This is a genomic window from Epilithonimonas tenax DSM 16811 (assembly GCF_000428485.1).
Taxonomy (GTDB): domain Bacteria; phylum Bacteroidota; class Bacteroidia; order Flavobacteriales; family Weeksellaceae; genus Epilithonimonas; species Epilithonimonas tenax.
Map to the genome: position 1 here is coordinate 166,359 of NZ_AUAA01000002.1, position 14,150 is coordinate 180,508.

At 37.6% G+C, this 14,150-nt stretch carries 12 protein-coding genes; 9 read left to right on the plus strand and 3 right to left on the minus strand.

What is annotated here, in order from left to right; all coding sequences use genetic code 11:
- Positions 1 to 33: 33 nt before the first annotated feature.
- The 3 genes from F564_RS0101675 to F564_RS18520 all read right to left on the minus strand — a co-directional run bounded on the left by F564_RS0101675 (position 34) and on the right by F564_RS18520 (position 1,542).
- Complete coding sequence (locus F564_RS0101675) at positions 34 to 333, minus strand: type II toxin-antitoxin system RelE/ParE family toxin (RefSeq protein ID WP_028121073.1); 300 nt, start codon at positions 331 to 333, stop codon at positions 34 to 36.
- The gene (locus F564_RS0101680) at positions 326 to 574 is read right to left on the minus strand and encodes a type II toxin-antitoxin system ParD family antitoxin (protein WP_034980432.1); all 249 of its coding nucleotides are present in this window, start codon (positions 572 to 574) and stop codon (positions 326 to 328) included. The genes F564_RS0101675 and F564_RS0101680 overlap by 8 nt, the downstream gene beginning before the upstream one ends.
- A 77-nt stretch (positions 575 to 651) precedes the next feature.
- Positions 652 to 1,542 (minus strand): alpha/beta hydrolase family protein, encoded by an 891-nt coding sequence (locus tag F564_RS18520; protein WP_051259527.1) that lies wholly within the window; start codon positions 1,540 to 1,542, stop codon positions 652 to 654.
- 347 nt (positions 1,543 to 1,889) lie between these two features.
- On the opposite strand from F564_RS18520, the gene F564_RS0101690 reads away from it, so the two are divergent.
- From F564_RS0101690 to F564_RS0101730, 9 genes are all read left to right on the plus strand, one after another.
- The gene (locus F564_RS0101690; protein WP_034980435.1) at positions 1,890 to 3,239 is read left to right on the plus strand and encodes a hypothetical protein; all 1,350 of its coding nucleotides are present in this window, start codon (positions 1,890 to 1,892) and stop codon (positions 3,237 to 3,239) included.
- Positions 3,240 to 3,556: 317 nt separating this feature from the next.
- A complete protein-coding gene (locus F564_RS21185; RefSeq protein WP_028121076.1) occupies positions 3,557 to 4,522 on the plus strand; it encodes an acyltransferase family protein in 966 nt (321 codons plus the stop codon).
- A gap of 187 nt (positions 4,523 to 4,709) precedes the next feature.
- A complete protein-coding gene (locus tag F564_RS0101700) occupies positions 4,710 to 5,834 on the plus strand; it encodes an EpsG family protein (protein ID WP_028121077.1) in 1,125 nt (374 codons plus the stop codon).
- 9 nt (positions 5,835 to 5,843) lie between these two features.
- A complete protein-coding gene (locus tag F564_RS0101705; RefSeq protein ID WP_028121078.1) occupies positions 5,844 to 7,400 on the plus strand; it encodes a glycosyltransferase family protein in 1,557 nt (518 codons plus the stop codon).
- A 4-nt stretch (positions 7,401 to 7,404) separates the two neighbouring features.
- A complete protein-coding gene (locus tag F564_RS0101710; protein ID WP_028121079.1) occupies positions 7,405 to 8,475 on the plus strand; it encodes an arginase family protein in 1,071 nt (356 codons plus the stop codon).
- Positions 8,476 to 8,478: 3 nt separating this feature from the next.
- Complete coding sequence (locus F564_RS0101715) at positions 8,479 to 9,486, plus strand: glycosyltransferase family 2 protein (protein WP_028121080.1); 1,008 nt, start codon at positions 8,479 to 8,481, stop codon at positions 9,484 to 9,486.
- Between the two features lie 87 nt (positions 9,487 to 9,573).
- The gene (locus tag F564_RS0101720; RefSeq protein ID WP_316928785.1) at positions 9,574 to 10,623 is read left to right on the plus strand and encodes a glycosyltransferase family 4 protein; all 1,050 of its coding nucleotides are present in this window, start codon (positions 9,574 to 9,576) and stop codon (positions 10,621 to 10,623) included.
- A 29-nt stretch (positions 10,624 to 10,652) separates the two neighbouring features.
- Positions 10,653 to 11,519 carry a polysaccharide biosynthesis/export family protein gene (locus F564_RS0101725; protein WP_028121082.1) on the plus strand — a complete coding sequence of 289 codons (867 nt, stop codon included), beginning with the start codon at positions 10,653 to 10,655 and terminating at the stop codon, positions 11,517 to 11,519.
- A gap of 1 nt (position 11,520) precedes the next feature.
- Positions 11,521 to 14,025 (plus strand): exopolysaccharide transport family protein, encoded by a 2,505-nt coding sequence (locus F564_RS0101730; protein ID WP_028121083.1) that lies wholly within the window; start codon positions 11,521 to 11,523, stop codon positions 14,023 to 14,025.
- The last annotated feature ends 125 nt before the right edge of the window (positions 14,026 to 14,150 follow it).

Here is a 14,150-nt window from a genome sequence, read left to right on the forward strand (position 1 = left end):
TTATTGGATCTGCGAAATTGAGATGTCTATTTTTTACTCGTTTATTCTGTTTTTCAAGTCCATTCTTTCGTGTAATATTCTAATGACTTCTATTTCATCTTCTGAAATTTGGTGATAAAATATGATGTGTTTTCCTGATTTTAATCCAAATAGACCCTTGCTTATCTCAGTATAAATCTTTCCAATATTAAAATTTGCTTCAATACCTTTACAAGCTAATTTTATCGTATGATAATATATGTCGGCTTGATCTTCTGACCACTCTTGAAATGTATAATCCCAAATATCGGTTAAATCGTCAATTGCCTCTTGTCTCAATATGACTTTAGCCATTTTTTCTTTTTTCTGATTTTAGCTTGGACAGATGTTCATCAAAATCAAAATTTTCAACTCTTGGACTATCTAGGCCTTGTTGAATGGCACTTTTCAAAGCAATTACTTTACTTTCTTCATTTTCTAGAAGTCTAAGTCCTGCACGAATAACTTCGCTCACATTTTTATATCGTCCGATAGAAACTTGGCTACTAACGAATTGATCAAAATAATTTCCGAGTGATACTGATGTATTTTTCATTATTAATAACTTTCTCCAAAGTTACCAAAAATTGGTAAATAGTCAAATTCTATTTTCATTTTGCAATTCCAATAACGTCATTTCCCCTTCATTATTTTCACATTCTTCATCCACTCAATCATCTCCTCCACCGGCTTTTCATCATCCGAGAATGCCGTATTATTTCCTAATGCCGGGAATAGTTGATAATCATAGCGTTTGCCCTTGGACTTTAAAGTATTGAGTTTTTCAATAGAAAGAGTCACGGGGACTTGGATGTCTTTGCCGCCGAAGATCCACAATCCTGGGATTGATAATTTGGAAAGCGTAGGGATTGGGTTTACGTCTGTGAACTCGTATCTGTCCGGATCGGTCATTGTGTGTTTGCGGGCATCTTCTTCTGTATGTGTATCCCAGAATTTTGTATTGCCGTTGGTGTAAAACTGAAACCTCAGCTGCTCCTTCACGGTTATCAACGCGCCACTGAAGATCGCCATAAATTTGACTTTCCGGTTCTTCTCTGCCGCCAGCGGAATGATCCATCCTGCCTGGCTTCCACCTGTTAAACCTATTGCGATTTGCTTGTTTGAGAGATATTTGGATAAGACATCCACAGCAGCGCTCGCATCCAGAGAGAGCAGATTGAGATTGGCGGCGTCCACATTATTGGTGTCTACTTCCGGTCCGGCATAGATCCCGCCAGATTCTCCGACGCCTCGTTTGTCATAAGTGAAAACAGCAATCCCACTGTTAGCCAGCATGATCGCAAATTCTGTCATTCTCTTCTCTTGTCCCGATCCGTGAATGATGACAACCGCTGCAGAAATGTGATGTGGCTTATAAATAGTTCCGGCAAGCGAGTCGCCTTGGCTTAGGAATTTGATGTTTTTGGTGGTGAAGTTGGGTGGGATTGCGAATACTTGAGTGATAGTGGCAAAAAGGAATGATATGAGAAGGAGGTTTCTGGAAAAGTGTTTTGTGGTTTTCATTTTCATTTAGTTGATTCTATATTAGAAACGTCGCTGGCGCAAGCCTCTTGCTTGTGCTGTTTTATTAAGTCTTTCTGGTGATTTTATAATAAAAAATAAAAAATACCAGCTAGAATTACAACTCATATCGAGAGGATAAAATACCTTCTTCTCAAAGTTTTCACGACGTATAATTGTACTCAAATATAAGGATAAACTTTTCTCTTCCCACGCCACCCAAAACACTCACAAACCAGTCATTTATACTCGCCATACAGTCTCAGGGGTGAAGTCATAGGTTTTATTTTACAGATTGCGGATTAATTTTAATATTTTTGACCCATCTAAAACCGAAAATACATTCTCGAATGGGCGAAAAATTACAATGGGCAAACTGGAAGAACTTTCCTTGGCTTGTTTTTTTTGTGGCAATTTTTATCTGGATTGCTATTGCTGGTGTCAATTTCTATTATCAAAGTCAGGGTGGTTTTACAGGAACAGGTCCGCTTTTCCCTATTTCGGTCATCTATCCCAATCAATTTCTTTGGAGTGGATCTGTCTTCGCATTTCTGTTTTTGTGGAGCGGGATTTTTGCTTTCCAGTATTCAGAAAGGCTGAACATCTATCTGTTGTTTCTGATAGCCATTGTTCTCGTGGTGTTAGGAAACCTGAGTCAGGGTGATTTTGATATTGCTTTCCTGCAACCGTTTTACTTGAAAGGCCGACAGTATTATGCTGATGCTATTCATATTACAGATGGAAGCGTGTGGCTGAGAGATTTTACCAAAAACCTGGAACATTTTCAGCTGCATACCAAGACGCATCCGCCGTTTGTAACACTTTTGCATTTTTGGATTTTAAATATTTCTAATATTGAAACTTTGGCCATCGTATTCTTTGCGATTGGCTGTCTGTCTTTCCCGATATTTTATAAGATCTTGGGCTATCTCGGCTTCGAAGAATCGAGAAGGAAATGGATGCTGCTTTTATTAGCGGTGGTACCTTCTGTTAATATTTACCTCTTGGTTTCTATTGACTCTTTGGTACTCACTTCTACTTTGATCTTTCTTTTGGGATTGGCGAGGATCTTCAGTCAAAATAAAATAGATGTCGTTTCTTTCCTATTGATCTGTTTGGGAGTAATCCTGACCAATCTGATGACGTTTTCTGGATTGTTTCTGTTTGCGTTTTTGGGGTGCATCAGTCTCTACTTTATAAGCAAAGGAAAATGGAATTTTGTTTGGCTCAGTATGATGGCAACGGTTGTTTTTGTGCTTGGTTTTCTGCTCATCTATGCAACGACAGGTTATGACCATCTCGACACCTTCTTGCGGGCTTCCCATTCCGAAAATCCGGATGGTTTCAGATTGTTGCACCAGCCGTTTGTTTATCTGATGACGAGGCTGGAGGATGTGGGTGAGATCTTTCTGTTTATGTCTTTCGGATTTTTAGCGGTATTCTTTTCCAAGAAATCGGGTACTGAGGTTTTTGAAAATAGAAACAATAACATTCTTTTTTTCTCTGCAGTTTCTGCCATTTCAGCAATGTTTGTAACCGGTGCGTACGGAACTGGCGAAACGGCGCGAGCCTGCCTGTTTTTGGTACCTTATTTTTTGGTCCTGTTAAAAGATATTGATGCTGATCACTTTAAGATGTTGTTCTATCTCTGCATTTTGCAGACTTTTGGGATGCAGATGATTGGGAATTTTTATTGGTAAAATATGATTGTTTAAGATCCCCATCCAACACCATACAATTACTTGTAGCAACTGCTGCAGGTAATTTTTTTTTTTAACCTGTATTTGTTTTTAGCTTATATTTGTGGTGAAAACACATAACAAATGATGAAAATTGATGCGATAGCGCTGCTCTTTTGCCGCATGTTTCTGTACGGGTTCTATCCTGTTTTTAAATCGCCATTAGCTTCCGGTATTAATCGTTTCCGATTAGAATAGATCTGTCCAATATCTGACTGCACAATACGCTGGCAGTAATTTCTGCCAGTTCTAACGACTCTATTCAAATTTGAACTGTTATGCTTAACAATCTTACCGGATTGCGCTTTTATGCTGCGATGTGGGTTTTTTTATATCATTTTTCTGTCTATGTTGGCGGATTGGAAAATATCCTTTTTCAAAAAGGGTATCTAGGCGTGGATGTTTTTTTTGTTCTCAGTGGCTTTATTCTGACTTTTGCCTATTACAAAAGTTTTTTTTTGGAAGCTATGACCATCAAAAAATATTATCACTTTCTCGTGAAAAGGTGGGCTAAGATCTATCCCCTTCATCTATTGACCTTTTTAATGATTTCTGTTCTTTTATATGTGGGAAAATACTTGTTTCATCAGAATGATCTGGTGATTAGGAACGATCACATCGTTTCCAACTTATTCATGAGTCATGCCTGGGATATCAATGATGCACTCAGTTGGAATACCCATTCCTGGAGTCTCTCAGATGAATGGTTTGCATACCTGTTCTTGTTTGTTGGATCAGTTTTCCTGGTCAGGACAAATAAAATATGGGGCAGAGTAGTGCTCGCAGGAATTACCTTTTTCTTTGTGCTGAAATGGTTGATTGTTGAGGATTTTAATTTGAATAATTATACGTACAAAGGGTTGGAAAGAATCATTCCGGAGTTTTTCCTTGGAATAAGCATTTGTTTGCTGCGGTTTGATTTCCAAATTTCAAAAAAAACGGCCAGTTTTATTTTTGTTTGTTGTGTTGTCACATTTTTGACACTAGCTTTTACCAATTATAAAGTAGATGCCCTGTGTATGATTGTTTTTGGGGGTGTTATTTATTCTTTATCATTTCCCACCTATTTTGATGTTTTTTTTAATTCTAAAACCTTGGTAATATATCTTTTGCATTTTATATGTTTCAGCTTATTGCCTTCTATTTGTTCAAACCATTTCAAAATTATATCGTACAGGCTGGTCTGTCGTACTATGTTTCCACTCCGGTTGCGCTGTTGTTTTTATTTTTGCTTAATTTTCTGATGGCATCACTTACTTTTAAATATTTTGAAGAACCAATGCGGATTTTATTAGTGAAAAAAATGATAAAACCGTAAAATGTCACATTGAAAAATTTGTGTATGATCTCAATCAAGAATGATATATTTGGCTTAAATGCTGAAAATAAAATTATCTTTGTCAAATCTAATTCCCATTATAAAAGAATTTAATGTTGTTCTTACATCCAGTATTCACTATTCTCTTTGTTTTTTTGGTGGTCTACAGCTTTTATGAAGTCTATGGAGCAGAAAAAAAGACCTCGAACGTTTTGGTGTGGATTCTTGGGATTTATATGATCATCATTATTGGATTCAGGAATTATGTGGGTGCAGATTATCCCATCTACATGAGCATGTACGGAGAGTATTTTCCGACGATAGATTACGCTCAGCTGATCAATAAGATGTTTTTGAGGGAATCCAAATTAGATATCGAATGGCTCTATGTTTTCCTGAATAAAATCATTTACGAAACCGGAGGGCCTTTCTACCTTTTCACCTTGGTCAGCGCCATACTGAGTATTGGTGGCAAGCTGCTCTTCTTTTCCAAAAATTCTAAGTATCCCGTATTTGCAATATTGTTATTTATGATTCCTGCTTATTTCATTGCAGACAGCGGACATATGAGGCAGGCATTAGGGATGACGGTTTGCGTGCTGTCTTTCAGGTTTATCAAGGATAGGCAGGTGTGGTGGTATCTCTTGTGTGTTTATCTGGCATTTGGGTTTCACAAGTCTGCGATTATTTTTTTGCCAGCTTACTGGCTGGTAACGATACCGATGAATTCCGGTAGGATTTTTTACGCCATCATGGTTTGCATTATTTTATCACCGTTTCAGGTTTATAATTTATTTTCAACTTTTTTGGATACACTTAATGTACAGGATGTAACCAATGGGTTCAACGGTTATGTGAGCTATGAAGCCAAATCTTCCAGTTTTATGGATGGACTTGTGCTCACCTTTAGTTTTATTTTGATTACCTATGACAAGGTCACTTGCGAGAAAATCTATTACTATGAGTATATGCGTAATATTCTGGTAGGCGGTGTTTGTCTTTACTTTATTATGAGAAGCAATCCGGTATTTTCTACGAGATTGGTAGGACCGTATTTGGCATTTGCGCCTTTGGTGATTACCGCCATTGTGTTTTCAGTACAGCTGAATACCAAAAGAATGCTGCATCTCTTTTTTGTGTCTTTTATGATATTTTATTATTTCGTATTTGTCCGATATCAGGGTGTTGCAGGTCGATTTACATCAGAAACCTATCATAATATCCTTTGGAATAACTAATACAGAACTATGAAAAAAAGTACAACCGTTGTTTTGATTATTTTGCTTCTGGGCGTGTTGATTGCGTATCATATCTATGCCGTTGCAGGTTTTGCAGGACGATTCATTTACCCTTTAGATGACGCTTACATTCATTTGTCTATGGCGAAGAATTTTGCAGAATTTCATGTGTGGGGCATTACACAATATGAGTTTTCTTCCACAACGTCTTCACCTCTTTTTACCTTTTTAATAGCTGTGTTGATCAAAGTTTTTGGAAATTGGGAATACATTCCATTGGTTGCCAATACAATTGCTGGATTGCTCCTGATCTGGATTTCTCATAACGAACTAAAAAAGTTTTCAACGGCAACGTATGTTATTTTTCTGGTGGCCATTGTACTGTTGATGCCTTTGCATCTGATGGTAATGACAGGCATGGAGCACGTTTTCCATACACTGTTGATGGTTTTGGTTTTGCTCGGTTTTAAAAAATATATCGAGAATGAAACGCCAAGGGATTTTTCTAATTTGGCATTGCTGTCAATTTTGGCGACAGGATTCCGATACGAAAGTCTGTTCTTCATTTTTTTTATCTGCGTCTATCTTTTTTTTGTGAAGAAAGCCTATTTTCAAAGCGTTGCATTGGGATTATTTGCCATGACACCCGTTTTGATTTACGGTTGGATCTCTGTAGATCACGGCTCTTTTTTTCTACCAAATTCTTTGATTTTAAAGGGAAATACAAATGACGGGATTGTCGGTTTTCTGACACGGGTTGCAGGAAATGCCTACCGGGGAATTTCTGTTTTAATATTGATTTTGATATTAATAATCCAGATTTTCATCAAATCCAAAAATCCAAAAACATTATCGGAAAAGATTTCAAAAAATGCAGTCCCAATGGTCGTTTTTTGCGGGTTCACCGTTCATCTTCTATTTGCAAACTTCGGTTGGCTGATCCGCTACGAAGCCTATTTGGTAGTGGTCATTTTATTGGCAATAGCGCCATTTGCGGACGATCTTTTTCAGAAGAAAATGCAAAATCAGATTTTGAAGTTTGCAATGCTTGTTCTCTTGTTCATCACTTTTTCGCTTCGGTTTGTTCCGATGCTGAAAAATCAACCAACGGCGTCCAAAAATATCTATGACCAGCAGATCCAGCTCTCAGATTTTATTCATAAATATTACAGAAATGCCAAAGTGGTAGCAAATGATATTGGAGCCATTACCTATTACAACAACATCCATCTTTTGGATACTTACGGACTGGGAAGCATAGAAGTGGCAAAGCTCAGAAAAGAAGACCACGGGAAGTTTACCGATAATAAAAAACTTCAAAGTTATATCTACAATACAGCGAAGTGGCAGGGCTATGATGTGGCGTTGGTTTTCGATGAGTGGGTCAGGATGCCGGATTATTTTACCAAAGTAGGAACACTTACGATTCAGAACAATTATATGTCCGGAGGCACAACGGTTTCGTTCTATTCCGTTAAAAAAGAAAACACAAAAAAGCTCAGAAACCAATTGACGGCGTTTTCCAAAGACGTGCCCCAAGACGTGATCATCAATATTATAAAGTAAGAAAATGGATTTCGAAGATTTTATTATTCCACCAAGAAAAATCCGAACAGAGAGTTGGCAGATCGGAGACAAGATCACCAATGATATCAAAGAGGATAGTATTGTTTTGCTTTTTCTCTCAGACTACCGTGGCGCTGATGGCGATGCAGACAGTCAGGAGTTTACTCAGATCCGGAGAGAGTTCTACAGGCTTTCCCAACTTGATTTTGATATTCCCATTGTAGATCTTGGTGATCTGGTTTCCGGAAAAACACCACAGGATTCCCACTACATTCTGCAGGAAGTGCTTTCTGCCTGTCACTACAAGCACGCCATTCCTGTGATTATTGGTGGCAGCAATGATTTTGCATTATCACTTTTCTCAGCCCTCAGTTTTCATCAGAAAGACATCAGTTATACGCAAATTAGTAACGTGGTTTCTCTGAAACAGGATGACGAAATCCACGAATCCAATTTTCTCAGCAAAATTCTGGGATCGAAAAATTTTTCAATTAAAAATTACCACCATCTGGGCTATCAGAAACATCTGAACGAGTCGGATTCTGTAAAGTTGATCAAAGAAGTCCAGTTCGATATTATACGTTTGGCGGAAATGATGAACTCTACAGAAAAAACAGAACCATACTTCCGGAAAGCAGATCTGGTAACGATCAACTGTGATGCTGTCGAGAGTTTTAACGAATCCTTTTCTATCAACCCACAGGTGAATGGCCTTAACAAAAGAGAAGTCTGTGCCTATATGAAAGAAATCGGACTTGGCGAAAAGTTGAAATCTGTCGGGATCTTCAATTATAATATCTACTCAGATTCTCAGCTCAATCACCAGCTTTTGGCACAGATGATCTGGTACCTGATCGAGGGAATTAACATCCAAAGATCACACCCGAAGGAAAAATCTTTCGAAACATTTTTTGTTTTGATCAATGATGAACAGTACGCTTTCAAAAGAGACGTTTTCAGCAATCTCTGGTATTTTGGCGAGGATGAGGCGATCGACAATTGCATCCCTTGTTCGCGTTCGGATTTTGACGAAGCAAAAAGAGGCTTTATAAGTCCCAGATTTACAAGGATTTAAGATATGAATACCGATCTTGCTATAAAAGTGTCCGTCGTCGTTCCGGTTTATAATGTAGAATTATATCTGGAAAAATGCCTGCTGTCATTGGTCAGCCAGACTTTGCAGGAGATGGAGATCTTGGTGGTCAATGATGGCAGCAAAGACCATTCTCAAAAAATAATCGAAGATTTTCAAGTGCGGTATCCGGATAAGATCTTTGGGTTTACAAAGGAAAATGGCGGATTAAGTGATGCTAGAAACTTTGGGATCGATAGAGCAAAAGGGCAATACATCGGTTTTGTGGACAGCGATGATTTTGTTTCCGAAAAGATGTTCGAAGAGATGTACCATCTTGCAGAAAAATACGGTGCAGAAATGGCAATCTGCAATCTTCAAAAAGTGGATGAGAATGGAAATGTGACGCAGCAGCTCACACAGTTGCCAGGTTTTCCGGATAGAATTGTTCTGGAGGACCATCTTTCTGTTTTTTCTGATATTTCTTACTTTGCCTGCAACAAGCTTTTCAAAAGAGATTTGTTCCAGGAGAAACGATTCAAAAAAGGCATTCATTTTGAAGACATCGAGCTGATTCCGCAACTTTTGCTAAAGTGTCATATTCTGACATTTACACCCCAATATCATTATCAATATCTTGAAAGACAGGATTCGATCAGCAAGAGTCATACGGTGAAAGGCCTTGATATTCTGAAGGCTGTAGAAACGGTAGAACAATCATTTATTCAAAGCCGATTTTCCCATCAAAAAAAGGCATTGAGGAATTTTCAGATTCTGGAAGGTGTTTATACTTTTTTGGCCTATTTGGCTTTTGTGAAAAAAGATGTGGATTTTTATCAGATGTCGCAAGTTTTGGATGATTTTGTGGTTAGCAAGGGCTTGAAAGCTAAAGAAATCTTGCAATTTAATCGGTTTGGTAAGAATTATCTGTTATCTTTGCCACTGAAGAAAAAAATCTATTATCTCTTGTACTTTTTTGGGTTTAAGGGTATTATCAGGAGGTTAATAAAGTAGAAATTGAAATCCAGAAAATGAGGCACACAAATGAATAATTTCCAATTTTTTCTAGAAAGTTACGGGTTATCTTTTTTCTATTTCAAAATGATTTTGGGGTTCGCCCTGTCATTTTTGATCACTTATCTTGCTATTCCTACGATCATCAAGATTTCCAGAAGGAAAAATCTGATGGATGAGCCGGGAGCGAGAAGTTCACATCTGCGAAAAATTCCGAATCTAGGAGGCATCGCTGTTTTTTTTTCGTTGGGGGTTTGCGCACCTATCTTTGCTTACGAATTATTCGACCGTTATAAGTTTTTATTCGCATCCTTTATCATTCTTTTCTTTGTTGGGGTGATGGATGATATTATGGTTTTACGAGCATACAAGAAACTGATTGCTCAGATTCTTGTTTCGGCGCTTATGGTCATTGGATCTGATGTTAGGATCAGAAGCCTTTTCGGACTTTTCGGTGTGGATGAGATCAATTATTACTTCAGCATACTGTTCAGCATCGTTACATTTATAATTTTAATAAATGCCTTTAATCTCATAGATGGTATAGATGGCCTCGCCGGTGGCTATACGGTTGTCACTAGCGCGTTATTTGGGATCAGTTTTTTTAGATTGGGAAGTAACAATGATCCGTTGGTGATTTTGTGCGCCATCATTATAGCGGCCACCGTAGGATTTCTGATTTATAATCTGTCCAATAAGAGGAGCAACAAGATCTTTATGGGAGATACGGGCTCTATGATATTGGGTTTCCTGCTGGCTTTTACAGGTATTTCTTTTATCGACATTTTTATTGAAAAAAAAGAAGCTGTTTTCTATCATCTACAATCTGCTCCCGTAATTGCCGTTGCTATATTGATTCTGCCAATTGTGGATACGATTACCGTGATTATCACAAGACTGTATCATGGCAAATCTGTCATGTCTCCGGACAAAAATCACATCCACCACAAATTACTCAATTTAGGCCTTACGCACCGGCGTTCTACAGCTTATATCATTACCTATTTTTTGTTTATCATTTTTGTCGCTTATTTTTTAAGACATATCGATGTGAATCAATTATTAGTAGTGGTGATGGTGTTGGGTTTTTTAGGTGCCTACATGCCAATAGTGTTGTTAAAGTTTAAAAAAGATTAAAATTGTTATATTTTTGCAAAAACACATCGATGAAAAAAAGTGATTTACTTAACCTGTTCTTAATGTTTGTTTTATTTGGATTGTCGTCGTGCATTTCTCAGAAAGATGTTCGGTATTTGCAGCCAAGTGAGAGTCTTACCATTAATGAAGAGGGTCTTGTGCCTTATAATGTTCCGGAGTACAGAATCACCAAAGGTGATATTCTGAGCCTCAATGTAGTGACTACTCCCAAAGGTGATGCAGCACAATTTTATTCGTCTCTTAATGCCTCATCATCTGTTAGCGGAGGTGCCCAAGCAGGATCGTCTGGTGGTGCTGCTTCTCAATCAGCAGGAGGCACAGGTGGAAATCCCACGTTTTACTTCAATGGGCTGAAGGTAGATTCAAACGGTGATGTCAATGTTTTTGGGATCGGTTATGTCAAAGCGGAAGGTAGAACTGTGGAAGATATGACAAAGGAAATTCAAACCCGCGTCAATGAAAATTTTTTACAGGGAAAAGCAGAAGCACGGCTCAACCTAGACGGTATCCGCTACTATGTATTGGGAGATATAGAAACAGTAGGTGTAACCGGCGAAAAGACAGCCTACGTTACCCAGCTCAATATTATGCAGGCTATTGCGATGAATGGCGGTCTCAACCGTACAGTTGACAGAAAAAACATCACCATCCACAGGAAATATCCCGAAGGTATAAAGACGGCAAAATTGGATCTGACCAGAGAAGACGCCATGAACTCGCCCTATTATTGGTTGCAGAATGGTGATATCATCTATCTTAATACCAATGGTAAAAGTATCAATGGATTTGGGAAAGAGCCACTACAAAGTTTAACGACAGGAGTATCGGTTATTACAACGGTAATGTCTATTTATTTAATTCTTAAGACATTGTAGTATGATCCCAGACAAAAACGTAAAAAGCGCACAAGATCCTTCTCAGAACGTTGATAAAATGGGTTCATTCAGTTTGTTTGATCCAATTCATTTTGCACAAAGAGTTCTTAAAAATTGGTATTGGTTTGTGATTCTTGGATTCTTAGGCTATTGCATCTCCTTTGTTTACAGCAAGTACTATGCACAAAGAGTATATTCTTCGAGCCTTTCATTGAGTATTTCAAATAATACATCCAGTTATTTTACACCCAATCAGTCTATTAATTTTATATGGGGACAAGGTGGCAATCAGGATGGTGTGTATCTTAAAAAAATATTGCTTTCCAGAAGTCACAACGAATATCTGGTTAAGAAACTGAATCTCAATACCAATTATACCACCAGAGGTCTTATTAAAACGACCTATTTGGATCAGGAAGACAGTCCTGTTTTTCTAGAGATCGATAAGGATCATCTTCAGCAGGTGAACTATCCGATTAACATCATTCCTAAAGGGAATGATACTTATGAAATCATTTTGCCAGAAGAAGGATTGTCAAACAATCTCTACAATTACAATACAGAAAGCGTACAGACCATACCTTCTTATGCAAAACCTAAGAATAAGGTGATTAAGGTCAATGAATGGTACGAGTCAGCTAATTTTAAATTTAGGTTGATTCCTAATCCTACACCTAGTAATTTGGGGTTGGAAAACATTATGGTAACATTGATACCTGTCAATCAAGCGGTTAATAGTATTATCGGAAGTCTTTTTGTTGAGTTTGATAAGGAACTTTCCTCTATCATGATTATCAGCAAAACTGGCTATAATCTTAATAGTACAGTTAATTTCCTTAATAATTCTGTACAGGAATTGATCAAAAAAAGGTTGCTGGATCAGAATACTGTGGACCAGAATACCGTAGAGTATCTTAATGATAACCTAACAAAAATTAGGAAAAAATTAGATTCCAGTGGTACGGTTCTCAATAATCTGAAAATCAATAACCGCCTTTTCGATATGGAAAATATCGATTCCAAAACACTTCAGAAATTAACTGATCTGGAAGGCAGAAAAGCTGAATTGGTTACAAAAATAAATTCTTTAAACGATATAAAGGCTTCTGTCAATACCAACAGCATAGAGAAAATCATCAGCCTGAACGTTGCAGGAATAGAAGACGGAAGTTTCAATGCATCCGTTTCTGAGCTGAAAGCTCTCTACGCAAAAAGAAGAGAAATGGCACAGATCTACACGCCAAATTCTGAACCAATGCGGGAAATCAACAGGCTGATAAATGAAGCCAAATATTCTTCTCAAAGTGGACTCAAAAAATATTTCCAGGGTTATAATGACAAATTACTGGCCCTGGATGCAGATATAGGAAAAATAGACCAGGAGCTGGTAACCCTGCCAGAAAAACAACGGATCTTTTTGCATGCACAAAGAGGTTATAATATTATAGAAAATACCTATAATACGCTGTTGACAGAACAGGCCAAATCTCAGATGCGCGTTGCTACAAATCAAAGTAATCTTCGGATTATTGATAAAGCCAAAAATCTGGGGCAAGGTCCTATTGCGCCCGATGTAAAATCCACGCAAATGCAGATCATAGGAGGTCTGTTATTATTTCCATTTTTATTTTTGGTGTTGGGAGAATTACTTGATAACAAAATCAGAAATATTAAAGAACTGCTTTCGGCTACAAGGATTCCGCTTCTGGGCGTTGTGGGTCATAATAATTATGATACCAACTTAACCGTTATGGAGGAGCCGAAATCTTCAATATCAGAAGCATTTAGGGCTATCAGGGCCAATCTTCGGTTTCTCTTCAATGAGGAGCAAAAAAGCAAAGTTATCTTGGTGACTTCATCCATAAGCGGTGAGGGGAAAACCTATGTCTCCATCAATATAGCCTCTGTGTTAGGACTTAGCGGAAAAAAGGCTGTTTTGCTTGGAATGGATCTTCGTAAGCCGAAGATTTTCGGAGATTTTAAGATCAATAATAAAAACGGAATTTCTAATTATCTTACAGGTCAGGTAGGCTTGGACGAGATTATCAATCGTACAGCTATTCCAGGGCTGGATGTGATCACTTCGGGACCTATTCCGCCCAATCCATCAGAACTGTTGATGAGTGATAATAATATGAAATTTATAGAACAACTGAAGGAAATCTATGAATATGTCATTATAGATTCTCCACCGGTAGGTCTTGTTGCCGATTCTTTTGAACTGATCAAAAAAGCCGATACAACGATCTATGTCGTTCGTCACGAGTATACAGAAAAGCATATGCTAAGGATGATCAGCGAAAAGTATTTTAATAAAGAAGTTACAAACCTGGGATTGGTTTATAATGACTTTAGTATCAAGCAAGGCTACGGCTACGGCTACGGGTATGGTTACGGATATGGCTACGGATATGGCTATGGGTATTTTGACGAAGACAAAAATTATAAAGAACCTACGATCATCAAGATCAGAAATAAACTGAAAATGTTTTTTAGTAAAAAATAAGAGCCTTATTTAAGGCTTTTATTTTTTTTAAAGACTATTTTGATAATATGTTCGTTTTTATAACAATAATTTATATTTTTCCGACCTTATTTAACTTAACATTAAGAAGTTCCTTAAACTAAAAA

What these genes read in the sequence shown, in the direction of transcription:
- F564_RS0101675 (WP_028121073.1), bottom strand. Translation starts at nt 333, where the DNA reads ATGGCTAAAGTCATATTGAGACAAGAGGCAATTGACGATTTAACCGAT.
- F564_RS0101680 (WP_034980432.1), bottom strand. Translation starts at nt 574, where the DNA reads ATGAAAAATACATCAGTATCACTCGGAAATTATTTTGATCAATTCGTT.
- F564_RS18520 (WP_051259527.1), bottom strand. Translation starts at nt 1,542, where the DNA reads ATGAAAACCACAAAACACTTTTCCAGAAACCTCCTTCTCATATCATTC.
- F564_RS0101690 (WP_034980435.1), top strand. Translation starts at nt 1,890, where the DNA reads ATGGGCGAAAAATTACAATGGGCAAACTGGAAGAACTTTCCTTGGCTT.
- F564_RS21185 (WP_028121076.1), top strand. Translation starts at nt 3,557, where the DNA reads ATGCTTAACAATCTTACCGGATTGCGCTTTTATGCTGCGATGTGGGTT.
- F564_RS0101700 (WP_028121077.1), top strand. Translation starts at nt 4,710, where the DNA reads ATGTTGTTCTTACATCCAGTATTCACTATTCTCTTTGTTTTTTTGGTG.
- F564_RS0101705 (WP_028121078.1), top strand. Translation starts at nt 5,844, where the DNA reads ATGAAAAAAAGTACAACCGTTGTTTTGATTATTTTGCTTCTGGGCGTG.
- F564_RS0101710 (WP_028121079.1), top strand. Translation starts at nt 7,405, where the DNA reads ATGGATTTCGAAGATTTTATTATTCCACCAAGAAAAATCCGAACAGAG.
- F564_RS0101715 (WP_028121080.1), top strand. Translation starts at nt 8,479, where the DNA reads ATGAATACCGATCTTGCTATAAAAGTGTCCGTCGTCGTTCCGGTTTAT.
- F564_RS0101720 (WP_316928785.1), top strand. Translation starts at nt 9,574, where the DNA reads ATGATTTTGGGGTTCGCCCTGTCATTTTTGATCACTTATCTTGCTATT.
- F564_RS0101725 (WP_028121082.1), top strand. Translation starts at nt 10,653, where the DNA reads ATGAAAAAAAGTGATTTACTTAACCTGTTCTTAATGTTTGTTTTATTT.
- F564_RS0101730 (WP_028121083.1), top strand. Translation starts at nt 11,521, where the DNA reads ATGATCCCAGACAAAAACGTAAAAAGCGCACAAGATCCTTCTCAGAAC.